Annotated in this window: 17 protein-coding genes; 3 read left to right on the top strand and 14 right to left on the bottom strand. The window is 71.1% G+C overall.

The features are described 5' to 3' along the window. Nucleotides 1–32 precede the first annotated feature (32 nt). The gene (locus tag AB0C82_RS05435; protein WP_362836456.1) at nucleotides 33–788 is read left to right on the top strand and encodes an SIS domain-containing protein; all 756 of its coding nucleotides are present in this window, start codon (nucleotides 33–35) and stop codon (nucleotides 786–788) included. A gap of 61 nt (nucleotides 789–849) precedes the next feature. Here AB0C82_RS05435 and AB0C82_RS05440 read toward each other — a convergent pair whose 3' ends face one another. Continuing rightward, entirely contained in the window at nucleotides 850–2229 is a 1380-nt protein-coding gene (locus tag AB0C82_RS05440) for a PAS domain-containing protein (RefSeq protein ID WP_362836458.1), read from the bottom strand. Nucleotides 2230–2648: 419 nt separating this feature from the next. Then, nucleotides 2649–3284 (bottom strand): pyridoxamine 5'-phosphate oxidase, encoded by a 636-nt coding sequence (pdxH, locus tag AB0C82_RS05445; RefSeq protein WP_362837073.1) that lies wholly within the window; start codon nucleotides 3282–3284, stop codon nucleotides 2649–2651. Between the two features lie 311 nt (nucleotides 3285–3595). On the opposite strand from pdxH, the gene AB0C82_RS05450 reads away from it, so the two are divergent. After that, nucleotides 3596–4705, top strand: a complete 1110-nt coding sequence (locus AB0C82_RS05450; protein WP_362836460.1) for a citrate synthase 2 — start codon at nucleotides 3596–3598, stop codon at nucleotides 4703–4705. Nucleotides 4706–4905: 200 nt separating this feature from the next. On the opposite strand, the gene AB0C82_RS05455 is transcribed toward AB0C82_RS05450, so the two are convergent. From AB0C82_RS05455 to AB0C82_RS05485, 7 genes are all read right to left on the bottom strand, one after another. Continuing rightward, a complete protein-coding gene (locus AB0C82_RS05455) occupies nucleotides 4906–5493 on the bottom strand; it encodes a hypothetical protein (RefSeq protein ID WP_362836462.1) in 588 nt (195 codons plus the stop codon). Between the two features lie 15 nt (nucleotides 5494–5508). Then, complete coding sequence (locus AB0C82_RS05460; protein WP_362836464.1) at nucleotides 5509–5748, bottom strand: DUF397 domain-containing protein; 240 nt, start codon at nucleotides 5746–5748, stop codon at nucleotides 5509–5511. Continuing rightward, the gene (locus AB0C82_RS05465; RefSeq protein ID WP_362836466.1) at nucleotides 5745–6530 is read right to left on the bottom strand and encodes a helix-turn-helix transcriptional regulator; all 786 of its coding nucleotides are present in this window, start codon (nucleotides 6528–6530) and stop codon (nucleotides 5745–5747) included. The genes AB0C82_RS05460 and AB0C82_RS05465 overlap by 4 nt, the downstream gene beginning before the upstream one ends. A 144-nt stretch (nucleotides 6531–6674) precedes the next feature. After that, entirely contained in the window at nucleotides 6675–7178 is a 504-nt protein-coding gene (locus tag AB0C82_RS05470) for a GNAT family N-acetyltransferase (RefSeq protein WP_362836468.1), read from the bottom strand. A 71-nt stretch (nucleotides 7179–7249) separates the two neighbouring features. Continuing rightward, a complete protein-coding gene (locus tag AB0C82_RS05475) occupies nucleotides 7250–7792 on the bottom strand; it encodes a GNAT family N-acetyltransferase (protein WP_362836470.1) in 543 nt (180 codons plus the stop codon). A 325-nt stretch (nucleotides 7793–8117) separates the two neighbouring features. Then, nucleotides 8118–8696: a TetR/AcrR family transcriptional regulator gene (locus tag AB0C82_RS05480; protein WP_362836472.1), complete on the bottom strand. Its 579-nt coding sequence runs from the start codon at nucleotides 8694–8696 to the stop codon at nucleotides 8118–8120. Nucleotides 8697–8780: 84 nt separating this feature from the next. After that, nucleotides 8781–8939, bottom strand: a complete 159-nt coding sequence (locus tag AB0C82_RS05485) for a hypothetical protein (RefSeq protein ID WP_362836474.1) — start codon at nucleotides 8937–8939, stop codon at nucleotides 8781–8783. 29 nt (nucleotides 8940–8968) lie between these two features. Here AB0C82_RS05485 and AB0C82_RS05490 point away from each other — a divergent pair, with 29 nt between their 5' ends. After that, complete coding sequence (locus AB0C82_RS05490) at nucleotides 8969–10189, top strand: transposase (protein WP_362836476.1); 1221 nt, start codon at nucleotides 8969–8971, stop codon at nucleotides 10187–10189. Between the two features lie 35 nt (nucleotides 10190–10224). Here the strand turns inward: AB0C82_RS05490 and AB0C82_RS05495 are convergent, their stop codons facing one another. From AB0C82_RS05495 to AB0C82_RS05515, 5 genes are all read right to left on the bottom strand, one after another. Continuing rightward, nucleotides 10225–10959, bottom strand: coding sequence for an enoyl-CoA hydratase family protein (locus AB0C82_RS05495; RefSeq protein WP_362836478.1), 735 nt, complete (start codon nucleotides 10957–10959; stop codon nucleotides 10225–10227). Then, nucleotides 10956–12575, bottom strand: a complete 1620-nt coding sequence (locus AB0C82_RS05500; RefSeq protein WP_362836480.1) for a 4-coumarate--CoA ligase family protein — start codon at nucleotides 12573–12575, stop codon at nucleotides 10956–10958. The genes AB0C82_RS05495 and AB0C82_RS05500 overlap by 4 nt, the downstream gene beginning before the upstream one ends. A 130-nt stretch (nucleotides 12576–12705) precedes the next feature. Then, on the bottom strand, nucleotides 12706–13878 hold the full coding sequence (locus AB0C82_RS05505; RefSeq protein WP_362836482.1) for an acyl-CoA dehydrogenase family protein: 1173 nt from the start codon (nucleotides 13876–13878) through the stop codon (nucleotides 12706–12708). After that, the gene (locus AB0C82_RS05510; RefSeq protein WP_362837075.1) at nucleotides 13875–15851 is read right to left on the bottom strand and encodes a biotin carboxylase N-terminal domain-containing protein; all 1977 of its coding nucleotides are present in this window, start codon (nucleotides 15849–15851) and stop codon (nucleotides 13875–13877) included. Before AB0C82_RS05510 ends, AB0C82_RS05505 begins: the two co-directional genes overlap by 4 nt. Before the next feature lie 8 nt (nucleotides 15852–15859). After that, nucleotides 15860–17458: a carboxyl transferase domain-containing protein gene (locus AB0C82_RS05515; RefSeq protein WP_362836484.1), complete on the bottom strand. Its 1599-nt coding sequence runs from the start codon at nucleotides 17456–17458 to the stop codon at nucleotides 15860–15862. Nucleotides 17459–17524: the final 66 nt, after the last annotated feature.

Raw genomic sequence — 17524 nt, forward strand, 5'->3', positions numbered from 1 at the left:
GGACATTCCCTCCCGCTGAAAGGCCCTCCTCGATGAGCGACAGCACGTTGGCCGGTCAGTTCTTCGACGCAGCGATCGGCCTGCTGGAGCGCGTACGCGACGAGGAGTCCGGGAGCATCGCCGCCGCCGGCGCCGCGATCGCCGATACGGTCGCCTCGGGCGGCCGGCTCTTCGCGTTCGGCGCCGGGCACTCGTCGCTCGCCGCGCAGGACGTCGTCTACCGGGCGGGTGGCCTGGCCCTGATGAACCTGCTCGCCGTGCCCGGCACGCTGGGCGTCGACGTCATGCCGGCGACGCTGGGTTCGGCCCTGGAGCGGGTGGACGGGCTGGCGGGAGCGGTACTGGACTCAAGCCCCGCACGCTCGGGCGACCTCCTCGTGGTCATCTCGCTCTCCGGGCGCAATTCGCTGCCGGTGGAGATGGCGCAGAACGCGCGCGCTCTCGGCCTGACGGTGATCGGGGTCACGTCCGTGGCCTACGCGGAGGGGACGAAGTCCCGGCACACGTCGGGCGGCTTCCTGCGCGACCACTGCGACATCGTGCTCGACAGCAAGATCCCGATCGGCGACGCGGAACTGACGGCGCCGGGCGTCGAGGCGCCGTTCGCGCCCGCGTCGACCGTGGTCACCAGTGCGGTGATGCAGGCCATGATGGCGGCTGCGGCGGAGGCGCTGGTGGCGCGGGGCATCGAGCCGCCGATGCTGCGGTCGGGAAACGTCGACGGCGGGCACGAGTGGAACGGGCGCGTGATGACGGAGTACGCGGACCGGATCTTCTACCGCCACTGACAGGCCGGCCCGAGGGCGCGCGGGCCCGGAGCGTACGGGCCGGGTCCAGAGGCGCACGGGCTCAGATCAGACGGGCCAGGTCCACGGCCGCGGCCACTCTCGCGGCCACCGTCTCCGCGTACGCCGCGTCCGGGCGTTCGAAGGCGGTGCGGTGGGCCGTACGCAGGAAAGTGACCACCCCGAGCGTCCGGCCCCGGCTGCGCAGCACCACGCACAGGGCGTGCACGGAGTCCCTGGGCCACTGACGTTCCAGCGCCCAGGTCTCGGCGCCGCCACCGGCGCTGGCCCGGACCGAGCCCTCGCGGTCCAGTGACTGGAGGGCCGGGTGCCCCGTCGCGTAGCGCACCGGGACCCCACCGCCGGAGACCGGCAGGCAGGGTCCGGGGCCCTCCGCGGGTGTCGAGAGCGTGCGTACGGGAAGCGGGGCGTCGTCGGACGGCAGCAGGTCCACCACCACGTGGTCGGCGAACCCGGCCAGGGCGTAGTCCAGCGTGGACGTCGCCGCCTCCATCGGGTCCTCGCACTCGGCCGCCGAACCCGCGGCCCTGTGCAGCTGGTTCGTCCTGAACCGCAGCCGGTCCGCCTCCTGTTCGGCCAGTTTCGCCGCCGTCACGTCCTGGAACAGCCAGCCGACCCCGAGCGGGACCGGTTCCTCCGCGAGCGGTGAGGCCAGCCGCAGGAATCCGTTGCGCCAGCAGCGCCGCCGGTCCCCCTCCGGGGTCCGCAGCGTCACCCAGAGCTCGGCGGGCGCGGGCGGCGGACCCTCGGCCAGGACGTGGTGCAGCGACCCCTCCAGGTCCTCCACACCCTGCACGATCAGCTCGCCGAGCGGGCGGCCCAGCAGCGCCGCGCGGTCCCCGCCGAGCGCCCGGGCCGCGAGGGAGTTGACGACGGTGGGGCGCAGATCGACGTCGACGAGGACGACACCCCACGCCGCGTCGTCGAGCAGCGCCTCGCTGAGCGCGATCGCCCGCTCAAGGTCGATCTGCGCGTGCACCTCGCTGAACGCGCAGTACACCCCGGCGGGCCTTTCCTCGGCGCCGCGCACCCCGGCCGACTGGGTCCGTACGAGCACGCGCCCGCCGTCCTTGCGCAGCAGCGCGAACTCGTTGACCTGACGGCCGGGGGCGTCCATGGCGGCCATGAGCCGGGCCTGTACGTCGGCCGCGTCCGCGCTGCGCACCGCCCAGCCGGCGAATCCGTGGCGTCCGACGGCCTCCTGGGCGCTCCAGCCGAGGATGCGTTCGGCCTCGCGGTTCCAGTGGGTGATCGTGCCGTCCGCGTCGAAGGCGCAGAGCGCGGCGTCCATCCCGTCGAGCAGAGCCGCGAGCAGCTCCGAGCCGGGCATCGCCTCGGCTGCCGAAGTCCCCGGGGACTCGTTCACCGGGTCCTCGTCGGGCCCGAGGGCGTCGGTGGTCCCACTGGTCCTGGAAGCACTCACTCCGTACCCCCTGCAGTACGTGTTCGCGTCGGCTGCACGTCACACCATTCAACTCGAACGTGACTCAGGACACATCCCCTTCCCTGATATTCGCCCCGGACACCGGCGTCCCGAAACGGGCCGGGGGAGGACCGCCCGCCGGTCGCTCGGTCGAATAAATGGGTTGAGGCGCTGCCCGGATGTTCCTAGGCTGCAAGCACACAGAAGGGAGGTGCGCCGAAAGTGATTTCTTTTCGGACTCGTGAGGTGACTGCGGGCTGACGCCCGTTCGTCGCGCTCTTTTGCAGTGCAGGCCGGTCACCGGCCCAATCCCAAGCAGTCACCGACCCGCAGGCTCGCCGGTAAGTCCGGCCGGCTCCTCCGCAAGGAGGGACCAGAGCCTGCGGGTTTCTGCGTGTCCGGGGCGGGAAAGCCGGTGCCTACGGGCAGAGACGTTCGACGTTCCAGGCCGCCGGGTCCTCCGTGGAGCGCACGTAGCGCAGGCGGTCGTGGAGACGGTTCGCGTGGCCCTGCCAGAACTCGATCGAGTCCGGCACGACGCGGAAGCCGCCCCAGTGCGGGGGCGCCGGGACCTTCTCGCCCTCCGGGTAGCGGGCGGCCAGTTCCTCGTAGCGCTCGACGAGCTCCGCGCGTGAACCGATCACCGTGGACTGGTCACTCGCCCAGGCGCCGAGCTGGGAGCCGTGCGGGCGGGTGCGGAAGTAGGCGACCGTCTCTTCCCGGCTCACGCGTGCCGCGCTGCCGGTGACGATGACCTGGCGGGCCATCGGGTGCCAGGGGAAGAGCAGCGAGACGTACGGGTTGGCGGCCAGTTCGCCGCCCTTGCGGGAGCCGTAGTTCGTGTAGAAGACGAAACCCCGGTCGTCGTACTGCTTGAGCAGCACCGTGCGCGAGGACGGGCGGCCCTCGGGTGTGGCCGTGGAGACCACCATCGCGTTCGGCTCGTGGAGCACACCGCCCGCTGCGACCTGGCTGAACCAGTGGGCGAACTGGTCCATCGGATCGGCGGCGAGGTCCTTCTCGGTGAAGTCCTCGGAACGGTAGTGCTCGCGCATCACGGCCGGATCGGTGGTGCAATCGAAACGAGGGGTGCGAGCGGAGGAGGGTGAGGAGTCTGGGGTGGGCACGGGGCCATCCTGCCGCAGGGACCGAGTGTGCCCGGCGGGGAGGGGCCGTAACCGTCCGTCGGCGAAATGGGGTCCTGTGCCGGATGTCACGCTTCCCCGCATCGTGGGAACCCGCCAATATCTTGGGGCAAGGCCCTGTGGCCTTCGTACAGCGACGTACCGCCGACGCACAGCCGGCGTTCCGGAACCAGTCGCCGCAGCAGCCGCCGAACCAGCCGCCGAACTGAGGGAGCCGCCCCATGTCCGCCTTCGTACCCGGACTCGAGGGAGTCGTCGCGTTCGAAACGGAGATCGCCGAACCCGACAAGGAGGGCGGCTCGCTCCGCTACCGCGGTGTCGACATCGAGGACCTCGTCGGTCAGGTCTCCTTCGGCAACGTGTGGGGCCTGCTGGTGGACGGGGCGTTCAACCCCGGTCTGCCGCCCGCCGAGCCGTTCCCGATCCCCGTGCACTCCGGCGACATCCGGGTGGACGTGCAGTCCGCCCTGGCGATGCTCGCCCCCGTGTGGGGTCTCAAACCGCTGCTGGACATCGATGAGCGGACCGCGCGCGACGATCTCGCGCGGGCCGCCGTGATGGCCCTGTCGTACGTCGCCCAGTCGGCGCGCGGGCAGGGGCACGCGATGGTGCCGCAGAGCGAGATCGACAAGGCGGAGTCCGTCGTCGAGCGCTTCATGATCCGCTGGCGCGGTGAGCCGGACCCCAAGCACGTCAAGGCCGTCGACGCCTACTGGACCTCCGCCGCCGAGCACGGCATGAACGCCTCCACCTTCACCGCCCGCGTCATCGCCTCCACCGGCGCGGACGTGGCGGCCGCGCTGTCCGGCGCGGTGGGCGCGATGTCGGGCCCGCTGCACGGCGGCGCCCCGTCCCGGGTCCTCGGCATGATCGAGGAGATCGAGCGGACCGGTGACGCGTCGGCGTACGTGAAGCAGGCCCTGGACAAGGGCGAGCGGCTGATGGGCTTCGGGCACCGCGTGTACCGCGCGGAGGACCCGCGTGCCCGCGTCCTGCGGCGTACGGCGAGGGAGCTGGCCGCCCCGCGCTTCGAGGTCGCCGAGGCCCTGGAGAAGGCCGCGCTGGAGGAGCTGCACGCACGGCGCCCCGACCGGGTGCTGGCGACCAACGTGGAGTTCTGGGCGGCGATCGTCCTGGACTTCGCGGAGGTTCCGGCGCACATGTTCACGTCGATGTTCACCTGTGCCCGTACGGCGGGCTGGTCGGCGCACATCCTGGAGCAGAAGCGCACGGGCCGGCTGGTCCGGCCGTCCGCCACGTACATCGGTCCTGGCTCGCGCGATCCGCGTGAGATCGGCGGGTACGACCAGATCGCGAACATGGGGAACTGACACTCCTGGCAGAAGAGGGCCGGAAACGGCGGTGCGGCGGCGGTCCGCCGCCCACCGCGCACCACGGCTGCCTCGTTCGAGGAGGGTGACGCGTACAGCGACAGCCCGGTCCTCTGGACCAGCTGACCACCTTTTCCCGTGTCCGGGCGCCGGGCATCCCGTCCTTGACGGAAATGCCCGGCCAGCGGCCGGCCCGCGCTCTACAGCTTTCCGGCCAGGAGCACGGTGCGGTGGCCGCCCAGCCTGCGGCCGACCTCACGGACGAAGTCGGATGTGAGCTCCGCCCAGCCCCAGAACGTGAACCCGAGCTGCCCGCACGCGTAGTAGTCGTCCTCCCAGCTCCACCGGTCGATCCCGGACGGCCGGGCGCAGGACGGGCAGTGCACGATCCCGTCGCCACCTTCCTCGGCCCACTCCTGGAACCGCCCCTCGAAGGGGTCCCAGGCGGACTCGATGGGCTCCCACACCTCGTCGACCAGCCGGATCTCCGTCCGGCAGAGCGGGCAGGTGGCCGCGCCCGCGTCTCCCTGGCCGCTGTCGAAGACCGTACGGCCGGTCTGGACGTGGAGCCCGTTGGACCACAGGTCGACCGGGTCCGGGTCATCGACGGCCTTGGTGAAGTGCGGGCCGGGCGCGTGGCCGTATCCGTCACCGCCCAGGACGCAGTCGGTGCGCTCGGCGGCCACGATGCCTTCCGCGATCAGCCAGTCCAGGACCCGGGCCCCGAGCTCCTGTGCGTCCTGCTCGGTGGCGTCGAGGTCGACGATCGTCTGGAAGTAGTCCCCCACGTCTCCCCCGGTTCCTCAGCGGCCCACGTGTGCGGTGAAGGCGGCCCAGGCGGCGGGCGGGAGCGCGAGGGCCGGACCCTCGGGGTTCTTGGAGTCGCGGACGTGTACGGCGGCGGGGTGGGCGGCGACCTCGACGCACTGGCCGCCTTCGCTGCCGCTGTAGCTGGACTTCCGCCACTCGTAGGCGACTTCGAGGCACTGCCCGTCCTCGTCGCTGCTGTAGCTGGACTTGAACCACGCGCGTGCAGTGCTCATTGCTCTCCCAGCAGACGGCCCAACAGGCCCAGGGTGTCTTCGGGGCTGAGGGCCTGAGCTCGCAGCATCGCATATTTCTGGGACAGGACGCTGATCTCATCGGGGTCGGCGACGAGCAGACTGCCGCGCTGCGTCTCGGAGTAGGCGACGTGCTGATAGTCGGGCGTTTCCAGCAGCGTGAAGGGGCCGTCCAGCCCCGCGTGCGTGCGGTGGCTGAGCGGCAGAATCTGGAGGCTGACGCCCGGAAGCGACGCACACGCGCACAGGTGGCGCAGCTGCTCCGCGTGCCCCTCGTCGTCGAGGAGTTGGAGCATCACCACCGGCTCCCAGATGACGAAACTGATCGTCGGCGGCGCGGGGCGGTGCAGGATCTCCTGGCGTTCCAGCCGGGACGCGGTCTGCACCGCGATCTTCTCCTCGCTGAACACGGGGACCCGGTTACGGAACACCGCCCGTGCGTAGGCCGCGGTCTGGAGCAGGCCGGGCAGGACCTGATTGTCGTACCAGGACAGGGCCAGGGCCGTCCGCTCCAGATCCATGTACTGCTCGGCCCAGGCCGGGACGAGGTCGACCTCCGGCATGTTCTCCACCGCTGTGGACAACGCGCCCTTCGTGTCGAGGAGTTCGTCCAGCCTGCGCGCCAGATCGGGGAGGAGCGCACGGCGACCCTGCTCGATCGATGCGACCGTCTCCACCTGGATCCCCACCGCATCGGCCAGTTGGGCCTGGGTGAGGCCGGCCGCGACGCGGGACACGCCGACGAGCTTGCCTACGAGCTTCATGGCCGACGCGTTCCTGCGCTGCCGATTCCTGGGGTGCATACGATGCCCGCTCCCCACCCGGACCCGTACTTCATACCTCGGCGACCCGTACAAGAAATTTGTACGGGCGGATGGACGGTGAGCGCGCACGCACGCCACCAGGCCTCACCGCAACGAGCGTGTCAGCCAGACCACTTCGCCCTTGTCCTCCATGGAAACGCGGTCCCGCTCGAACCCGAGCCTCTCAAGGACACGGAACGACGGTGCGTTCCCCGCGTCGACGGTCGCGCCGAGCCGCTCCCGCCCGGTCGCCGCAGCGGCGTCGAGCACCGCACGGGCCGCCTCGGTGGCGTAACCGTGGCCGTGCACCCGCTGGAACAGCTCGTACGCGATCTCGGGCTCCTCCAGGGTGGAGCGGCCGATGATCAGCCCGCAGTACCCGATGAAGTCGCCCTCGTCGCGGCGCTGGATGGGCAGCAGGGCGATCCCTGTCGTCTCCGTCGCGGTGAGCAGCTTCGCGATGAGTGCCCGGGTGTACTCGAGCGTGGACGTCCCCTCGCCGCGTTCGGAGCGAAGACTACGGAGCTCAGCGGCGTCCGAATCGGCCCACGGCCGCAGGATCAGCCGCTCGGTCTCCAGGTGGAACGACATCGTCTCGTACGTGGTCATGTCCCGCCCCCGCTCTCCACCGGACTTCGCGGAACTTCACGGAACCTCACGACCCATGCGCCCCGTACGCGTCAGGGGCGGTCCAGGCCCCACGTCTGCAGGACGATCGGCCGTCCCTTCTCCTCGCCGTCGATCAGTGGCACGTCGAGCAGGCGGAAGCCCGTCTTCTCCGCCACCGCGACGCTGGACGCGTTCTCGGCCTCCAGCTCCAGGATCACCTGCTCCACGCCCAGTTCCTCGAAGGCGTACGCGGCCATCACCCGCACCGCCCGCGCGGCCAGGCCCTGGCCTCGGTGTGCCGGGCCGACCGCGTAACCGATCTCGTTGCCCTCGGGGGCGCGCCGCAGCATCACCTCGCCGAGTGCGGCGCCGCCGTCGGTGGAGATGGCCAGCAGAATCGTCGTGCCCTCCCGCCGCAGCTGCCGGGCCTTGTCCAGCCGAGCGCGGGCAGCCTCTTCGCCGAAGGGCGAGACGATCGGTGTCCAGTACGCGACGTCGAGGTGGTCGAAGAGGTCCGGCATCGCGGCCAGGTCCGCCTCCGTCCAGTCGCGCAGGACGAGACCTTCCCCCGTGAGCTCGATCCGGGCGGGAAACGGCGGCGGCGTGCTGCTCATGGTGCGGGACCTCCCTGGCCTGTTCGGGTCGGGAAAGGGTATCGGTGAGACTCTGGTCGCCGACGCGCACCGTCGACCGCATCCCGGGGGACCAGGTGACCTTTGACGAGAACGAGCCTCAGGCAGTCCGCGACCAGCGCTTCGCGGCGGAGCGGGCCCAGCGCAGGGCTCGTCGCAGCTCGGCGCCCGTGGACTTGGGTCCTGCTCACCTCCGTGCCGGCATCGTCGCCGTCGCCCTGGTCCTCCTCTGCTGGTTCGGCATGTTCACGGCGCTACAGAGCGGCGTTCGGCTGGGCCGACGGGTTCTGACCCCGGCCCGGCCCCCTCACCCCAGCGCCCCGTCCAGCAGCGCCGCCCACTGGGTGACGACCCTGCGGCGGCGTGCCGCGTCGTCGGTCAGCACGTTGGCGAGGCCGAGGCCGCGGGCCATGTCCAGGAGGCCCTGGACCGTCTCGCGTACCCCCGGCCTCTCCTCGTCCGCGCCGAGGAGTTCCACCGCGATGCGGTGGGTCTCGCGGCCGACGCGGGCTTCGAGCTCGGTGACGCGGGGACGGAGCTGTTCCTCGTTGGACGCGGCGACCCAGAGCTGGAGCGCGGCCCGGAAGAGCGGGCCCGTATAGAGGTCGACGAGCGCGGCGACGACCTCCTTGCGGCCCTGGACCGGCAGTGCGCGCAGGGCGGCGGAGCGTTCCTCTGCGACGTACTCGACGGCCGCGGTGAACAGGTCCTCGCGGGTCGGGAAGTGGTGCTGGGCAGCGCCGCGCGAGACGCCGGCACGTTCGGCGACGACGGAGACCGTGGAGCCCGCCCAGCCGTGGTCGGCGAGGCAGGCGACCGCGGCTTCGAGGAGGCGCAGGCGCGTGGCACGGCTGCGGTCCTGCTTCGGTGCCTTCGGGGGTGTCACCTGATGCCTTCGAGGATGCCCCGGCCTGGAGACTGGAGAGGAATCGGGCTCCTGCCGAGCAGGACAGGGAAAGAACAATCGCCCTCAAGGCGATTCGTCGTCTTCCGGGACGTCGCCGCGCCCGACCTCAAAGACGTGCGGGATCTCGGGGTTGAGGAGTCTGCTGGTGTTCCTACCTTGAGCGACCAGCCATGTGCGAAGGTCGGCAGGCAATTTGAGCGTGATGTGCAATTCATGATCCATGCCCCGAATTGCAGTATTAGCATAGCGTCATGACGACACTTCAGGTCTCGGAGGTCGCCGGGCACGCCCGGTTTACCTACCGGCTGCGCGTGTCGTCGACCGCCCGCGCCGCTCTGGACGCTGAGTGGGACCGCTGCCGGTGGATCTGGAACGAGTGCGTGGCGAAGTCGAAGGCCGTGCACGCGCTCAACCGGGCGACGGGCGAGAAAGTGACGTGTGGTCCGGCGCATCTCGACAAGATGCTGACCGAGGCCCGCGCCCGCATCCCGTGGCTGGCCGAGGGCTCCTCGGTACCGCAGCAGCAGCTCGTCCGGGACTTCGCCAAGTCCCGGACGAAAGCGCTGAAGGACATCAATGACCGGCTGCCCATGCATCGCCGGGCCGGAATGCCGAAGTACAAGAAGAAGCGTGTGGCGCTGCCCACACCGAACTACACCCGGCGCGGGTTCCGTCTCAAGGACGGCGGTCTGCACCTCGCGGGCGGCATCTTCTTGACCGTGGTGTGGTCGCGAGAGCTGCCCGCCGCGGCGTCCAGCGTGCGCGTGTACCAGGACACTCTGGGCCACTGGCACGCCTCGTTCGTCGTCCCCGCCGAAGCGGAACCCCTGCCGGAGACCGGTGCGGTGCTCGGGATCGACTGGGGCGTGAAGGAGACCGCCACCACGACCAGCGGCACCCACGACCTTCCCCACGCCCAGCACGGGCGAAACGCTCAGGCGAAGCTGACCCGTTACCAACGGATGATGGCCCGCCGCCGTCCTGCCACAGGACAGGCAGCCTCCAAGGGCTACCGTCAGGCGAGGAAGCAGACGGCGAAGCTCCACAAGAAGGTGGCCCGGCAGCGACAGGACACCGCCCGTAAATGGGCCAAGTCCGTGGTCCGCGACCACGACGCCATCGCCGTCGAGGACTTCCGCCCGAAGTTCCTCGCAAAGTCGACCATGGCGCGCAAGGCGGCCGACGCTGCGATCGGCGCAACGAAGCAGGCCCTGCTGGAGATGGGCCGCAAGCACGGGCGGGACGTCCGCCTCGTGAACCCCGCGCACACCACCATGGACTGCGCATCGTGCGGAGCGAGAACCAAGCACGCACTTCCTCTTTCGGAACGTACGTACACCTGCACCACCTGCGGAGCCGTATCCCCCAGGGACAAGAACTCTGCACGCGTGATGCTCGTCCGGGCTGGTCTCAACCCGGCTGGTGTCGAGGGCGCAAGACCTCCTGGACCGCCGGTCCGAGAGGCAGCCTGAGCCAGAAATCCCCTTCCTTGAGGGAGGGGAGGATGTCAAAACACCCATGCGGGGTCCCGTCGTTCGAGGAAGGCCGTCATCCCCTCCCGTGCCTCGTCCGAGGTGAAGAGGGCTGCCGAGCGGGCGATGAGGTCTTCGGCGTGCTGGTCGAAACTCCTCAGCACAGTAGCCGTGACCAGCTCCTTGGACGCCCGCAGCCCTTGGGGCGAGGCGCGGCGCAGTCCGTCCAGTACCGGTTCGAGTGCCTTGTCCACGTCCTCGGCGGCCAGGGTGACGAGGCCGGTGCGGGCGGCCTCCGTGGCGTCGAAGCGTTCGCCGGTGAGGAAGTAGCGGGCGGCTGACGCCGGGTCCATGCGAGCCAGCAGCGGCACCGAGATCACGGCGGGGGCGAGGCCGAGCCGCGACTCGGTGAGGGCGAACGAGGCGCCCGGCCCGGCCACCGAGATGTCGCAGGCGCTCAGCAGGCCGAGACCGCCCGCCCTGACGTGTCCGGTGACCCGGGCGACGACCGGCTTGGGCAGGGCGGCGATCCGCCGCATCAGCGCGACGAAGGCCGCCGGGTCGGGCGGGCCCGTCAGGTCCGCCCCCGCGCAGAACGTGGTGCCGGTGTGGGTGAGGACGACCGCCCGTACGGTGTCGTCGGCGGCGCACGCGTCCAGGGCTTCGACGAGCTCGCCGACGAGCCGCGCGGAGAGCGCGTTGCGGTTCGCCGGCGAGTCGAGGGTGAGCGTGGTGACGCCCCGGTCGTGCGTCGGATCGGCGAGGGTCATGCGGAGCTCTCCTTCTGGGGTTCCGGGGCCTGGCCGGGTGCGGCGGTCCGCTCGCGGTCGCGCAGTTCGCGCCGCAGGATCTTCCCGGAGGCCGCGCGCGGTACGGCGTCGATGAACTCGGCCTGCCGCACCTTCTTGTACGGGGCGACGCGCTCGGCGACGTACGCCATGATGTCCTGCGCGGTCAGCTCCTCGCCGCCCGGCCTGCGCACCAGGAAGGCCTTCGGGACCTCGTTGCCGTCGGCGTCGTACACCCCGATGACGGCGGCGTCGGCGATCCGTTCGTGGCTCAGGAGGAGCGCCTCCAGTTCGGCGGGGGCGACCTGGTACCCCTTGTACTTGATCAGTTCCTTCACCCGGTCGACGACGAACAGCCAGCCGTCCTCGTCGACCCGTCCCACGTCCCCGGTGTGCACCCAGCCGTCGCTGTCGATCATGTCGGCGGTGGCCTCGGGGCGGCCGAGGTAGCCCTTCATGACCTGCGGGCCCCGGATGAGGACCTCGCCGTCGGTGCCGGTCGCGGCGTCCTTGCCGGGGTCGTCCAGGGCGACGATGCGCATCTCGGTGTTGGGGAGCAGTTTCCCGACCGCTCCGGGCGGCGGGTTCTCGGCGGACAGCGGGACGACGTGGGTGCCGGGCGAGAGCTCGGTCATGCCGTACGCCTGGCGGACGGGCGGCACCCCCAGACGGGCGGAGCAGGCGGTGGCGAGGCCGGCGTCCAGGGGTGCGGCGGCGCTGACGATGTACTCCAGCGAGGAGAGGTCGTACTCCCCGACGGAGGGGTGCTTGGCCAGGGCAAGAACGATCGGCGGGGCGACGTAGAGACCGCTGATGCGGTGCTTCTCGATGGCCCCGAGGAACTGTGCGAGGTCGAAGCGGGGCAGCACCACGACGGTGGCGCCGCAGCGGAGCGGGGCGTTCATGAGGGCGGTGAGCCCGTAGATGTGGAAGAAGGGCAGAACCGCCAGGATGGAGTCGCCCGGGCCCATGGGGATGAACGGGCGCAGCTGTTCCAGGTTGGTGGCGATGGAGCGGTGCGTGAGCATGACGCCCTTGGGGGCGCCGGTCGTGCCGGAGGAGTACGGGAGGGCGGCGACGTCCTCGGCGGGGTCGATGTCCACCTGGGGTTCGGGGGCGGTGGAGCCCAGCATGTCGAGGACGGAGGTGTGTCCCTCGGCCTGGTCGCAGACGAAGATCTCCCGGACGGATCCGGCGAGCGCCGCCGCCTTCCGCGCGGTGTCCAGGAGCGGGGACACCGTGACGATCCACCGCGCCCCGCAGTCGGCGAGCTGCTTGGCGAACTCCTCGGCGGTGGCGAGCGGGTGGACGGTGGTGACGGCGGCCCCGGCCCGGGTCGCCCCGTAGAACACGGCAGGGTAGGCGATGGTGTTGGGGCTGTGCAGGGCGAGGACGTCACCCTTGCGCAGCCCCGCTCCGGCGAGGGCCGCCGCGATGCGCCGGTGGAACGTGTCGAGCTGGGCGTACGTGACCGTGAGGCCGTTCGTCCCGTCGACCAGGGCGACGGTGTCGCCGAATGCGGCGGCCTGTCCGAGTACGGCTTCGTGGATGGGCACTTCGAGCGCCGGAACGTCCTCGTACTCGCTGCTGAACACCATGGCAGTCCCCTTCGACCGATGTTTCGACGGGTGTTTCTACGGGTGCTTCTACGGGTGCTTCGATGAATGCCGGGTGCCAGAATCGCGTCTTCGGTGCCGCTTGGGGAGCCCCCGGACGCCACTGTCGCCGTCAGTACGACTTGGGCAGCCCCAGCGACTGGTGCGAGACGAAGTTGAGGATCATCTCCCGGCTGACGGGTGCGATCCGGGCGACGCGGGCCGCCGTGACGAGCGAGGCGAGGCCGTACTCACGGGTCAGACCGTTGCCGCCGAGGGTGTGCACGGCCTGGTCGACGGCCTTCACACAGGCTTCGGCGGCGGCGTACTTCGCCATGTTCGCGGCCTCGCCCGCACCCATGTCGTCGCCCTCGTCGTAGAGCCGCGCGGCCTTCTGCATCATCAGCCGGGCCAGCTCCAGCTCGATGTGCGACTGGGCCAGCGGATGGGCGATGGCCTGGTGGGCGCCGATGGGGTCCTTCCACACCTGACGGGTGCGGGCGTAGTCCACGGCGCGGGCGATCGCGTACGAGCCCATGCCCAGCGCGAAGGCCGCCGTCATGATGCGTTCGGGGTTGAGTCCGGCGAAGAGCTGGAGCAGCCCCGCGTCCTCGTCTCCGACGAGCGCGTCGGCCGGCAGCCGCACGTCGTCGAGGACCAGCTCGAACTGCTTCTCGGGCGCCTGGAGTTCCATGTCGATCTCCGAGCGCCGGAAGCCGGGGGCGTCTCGCGGCACGATGAAGAGGCAGGGCTTGAGCTTCCCCGAGCGGGCGTCCTCGGTGCGGCCGACGATGAGCGTCGCCTCGGCTATGTCGACGCCGGAGACGAAGACCTTGCGCCCGGTGAGCACCCAGTCGGCGTCGGGTCCCGAGCCGTCCCTGCGTGCGGTCGTGGTGATGCGGTGGGAGTTGGACCCGGCATCGGGTTCGGTGATGCCGAAGGCCATGGTGATGCTGCCGTCGGCGAGGCCGGGCAGCCAGCGCCGCTTCTGGGCGTCCGTGCCGAAGCGGGCGATGACGGTGCCGCAGATCGCCGGGGAGACGATCATCATGAGCAGCGGGGAGCCGGCCGCGCCCAGCTCTTCGAGCACGATGGAGAGTTCGGCCATACCGCCGCCCCCGCCGCCGTACTCCTCGGGGAGGTTGACCCCGAGGTAGCCGAGCTTGGCGGCCTCGCTCCACAGTTCGCGGGGGTGCTCCCCGGCTCGGACGAGGCTGGTCATGTAGTCGCGGCCGTAGCGCTTGCCGAGGGCGGCCACTGCGGCGCGCAGGGCCTGGTGCTCTTCGGTTTCGAGGGCGGTGCTCATGCGTTCTCCTCCGGTGCTGCGGGTTCGGTGACGACGGCGAGCAGGGCGCCGACCTCGACCTGGCGGCCGGGGGCGGCGTGAAGTGCGGTGAGGACGCCGGAGGCGGGAGCGAGGATGCGGTGCTCCATCTTCATGGCCTCCAGCCAGATCAGCGGCTGTCCGGCCTCGACGGCCGAGCCGGGGGCGAGACCGTCCGCGAGGCGGACGACGGTGCCGGGCATGGGGGCGAGCAGTGAGCCGGGTTCCGTGCGTTCGGTGGGATCGGTGAAGCGGGGCAGGGCGGTGAGGGTGTGCGAGCCGGTGTCGGTGTCGACGTACACCCGGTCCTGGTGGGTGGTGACGGTGAAGTGCCGGGTGACGCCGCCGGTTTCGAGGGTGACGCGGCCGGGGCGCGCGGAGACGACCCTGACGCCGGTGGCCTCTCCGGCGGGGACGGGCCCGGTGCGGGTGGTGCGGTAGGCGGCTTCCGTCTCGGTGCCGTCGGGCTCGCTGCGGTAGCGCTTGGTCTGCGGCTGCGAGGGGAGGTTGCGCCAGGCCCCGAAGCGGGCGGGCCCGGGGCTCGCGGGCCGGCCGGGGCCCGCTTCGGTGGAGCTGTTGGCCGAGGCGTCCGCGAGGGCGGCGGCGAGGGCGGCGAGCTCCAGGCTCGCGGAGCGCTGGGTGAGCGCGTCCAGGTGGCGGTCGTAGAAGCCGGTGTCCAGGCGGGCGGCGGCGAAGTCCGGGTGGCGCAGGGAGCGTACGAGGAGGTCGCGGTTGGTGGCGGGCCCGTGGACGCGGGCGCGTTCCAGGGCGCGGGCGAGGTGGCGTACGGCTTCGGTGCGGGTGGGCGCGTGGGCGATGACCTTGGCGAGCATCGGGTCGTAGTGCACGCCGATCGTGTCGCCGCCGGTGTATCCGGTGTCGAGGCGCAGCCCGGCTTCCTCGGGCACGTCGAGCGTGAGCAGTGCTCCGGTCTGCGGCTGCCAGTCACGGGCCGGGTCCTCGGCGTAGAGCCGCGCCTCGACCGCGTGGCCGCGCGGCTGCGGGGGCCCGTCGGCCGGCAGCGGTCCGCCCTCGGCGATCCGCAGCTGCAGGGCGACGAGGTCGAGACCGAACACGGCTTCCGTCACCGGGTGTTCGACCTGGAGCCGGGTGTTCATCTCTAGGAAGTACGGGCGGCCTTCGGCCGACACGAGGAACTCGACGGTGCCCGCCCCGATGTACCCGACGGCCCGCGCGGCGACGACGGCGGCCTCGTGCAACCGTTCCCTGAGCGCGTCGTCGAGGCCGGGCGCGGGTGCCTCCTCGATCACCTTCTGGTGCCGGCGCTGGAGCGAGCAGTCCCTGGTGCCGAGCGCCCACACGGCCCCGTGCCCGTCCGCCATGACCTGGACCTCGACGTGCCGGCCGCGTTCGACGTACGGCTCGGCGAAGACCTCGCCGTCCCCGAACGCGGCGGTCGCCTCGGCCGACGCGGCCGTCAGCCCGGCTGCCAGCGAGTCGAGTTCCCGCACGATCCGCATCCCGCGCCCGCCGCCGCCGGATGCGGCCTTGAGCAGCAGCGGCAGATCGGCGGCGGTGACGCTCGCCGTGTCCACGGGCGCCAGCAGCGGCACGTCGGCCGCCGCCATGAGCTCCTTGGCGCGGGTCTTGGACGCCATCAGCTCGATGGCCTTGACCGGCGGCCCCACCCAGACGAGCCCGGCGTCCTGCACGGCGGCGGCGAAACCGGCGTTCTCGGAGAGGAAGCCGTACCCGGGGTGCACGGCGTCCGCGCCCGCCGCGAGCGCGGCGGCGACGACGAGATCACCGCGCAGGTACGTGTCGGAAGGGGCCGCCCCCGGAAGGCGTACGGCGGTGTCCGCCTCGCGGACGTGGAGGGCGTCGGCATCCGCGTCCGAGTACACGGCGACGGTGGAGATACCCAGCTCACGACAGGTGCGGAAGATCCGGCAGGCGATCTCGCCCCGGTTCGCGACAAGGAGGGTGGTGATCACGTTCGTCCTCACATCCGGAAGATGCCGAAGCCGCCGCGGGCGCCCTCGACCGGTGCGGTGTGGATCGCGGACAGGCACATCCCGAGGACGGTCCTGGTGTCGCGCGGGTCGATGACCCCGTCGTCGTACAGCCGCCCGGACAGGAACACCGGCAGGGACTCGGACTCGATCTGCTGCTCCACCATGGCGCGCAGCCCGGCGTCGGCCTCGTCGTCGTACGGCAGTCCCCTGGCTGCGGAGGAGGCGCGGGCGACGATCGACAGGACGCCGGCGAGCTGCTGGGGTCCCATGACGGCCGACTTGCTGCTCGGCCAGGCGAACAGGAAGCGCGGGTCGTAGGCCCGCCCGCACATGCCGTAGTGTCCGGCGCCGTACGAGGAACCCATGAGCACCGACAGGTGCGGGACCCTGGAGTTCGACACCGCGTTGATCATCATCGCGCCGTGCTTGATGATGCCGCCCTGCTCGTACTCCTTGCCGACCATGTAGCCGGTGGTGTTGTGGAGGAAGAGCAGCGGGATGTCTCGCTGGTTGGCGAGCTGGATGAACTGGGCGGCCTTCTGCGACTCCTCGCTGAACAGCACGCCCTGCGCGTTGGCGAGGATGCCGACGGGGTAGCCGTGCAGGCGCGCCCAGCCGGTGACCAGGCTGCTTCCGTACAGCGGCTTGAACGCGTCGAAGTCGGAGCCGTCGACCAGCCGCGCGATCACCTCGCGCGGGTCGAAGGGGACCTTCAGGTCTCCCGGCACGATGCCGATCAGCTCGTCCTCGTCGTACGCGGGCGGCTCGGCGGGTCCCGGGTCGGCATGCGCCTTGCGCCAGTTGAGCCGGGCGACGATACGCCGGGCCTGGCGGATCGCGTCCTGCTCGTCGACGGCGTAGTGGTCGGCGAGGCCGGACGTGCGGGCGTGCATCTCCGCGCCGCCGAGCGATTCGTCGTCGCTCTCCTCGCCGGTCGCCATCTTCACCAGCGGCGGACCGCCGAGGAAGACCTTCGACCTCTCCTTGATCATCACGGCGTGGTCGGACATGCCGGGGACGTAGGCTCCACCGGCGGTCGAGTTGCCGAAGACGACGGCGACGGTCGGGATGCCCGCGGCGGAGAGCCGGGTGATGTCCCGGAAGAGCGCCCCGCCGGGTATGAAGATCTCCTTCTGCGAGGGGAGGTCCGCGCCGCCGGACTCGACGAGGCTGACGCAGGGCAGCCGGTTGGCGAAGGCGATCTCGTTGGCCCGCAGGGCCTTCTTCAGCGTCCAGGGGTTGGAGGCCCCGCCGCGTACGGTCGGATCGTTGGCGGTGATCAGGCACTCGACGCCCTCCACCACGCCGATCCCCGTGACGAGGGAGGCACCCACTGCGTAGTCGCTGCCCCACGCGGCGAGCGGCGACAGCTCCAGGAACGGGGTGTCCGGGTCGACCAGCAGCTCGATCCGTTCCCGGGCGAGGAGCTTGCCGCGTTTCCTGTGCCGGGCCACGTACTTCTCACCGCCGCCCGCGAGGGCCTTGGCGTGCTCCGTATCGAGCTCGGCGAGCTTTTCGAGCATGGCCTCGCGGTTGGCGGCGTATTCGGGGCCTGTGGTGTCGAGTGCGGTGGGCAGGACGGTCATGCGTTCACCTCCGTGGTGTCCGGCGGGGACTACGCGTCCAGGCGCGTTGCGGGTTCGGAAGGGGTG

This window comes from Streptomyces sp. NPDC048560 (assembly GCF_040650955.1).
Classification (GTDB): Bacteria; Actinomycetota; Actinomycetes; order Streptomycetales; family Streptomycetaceae; genus Streptomyces.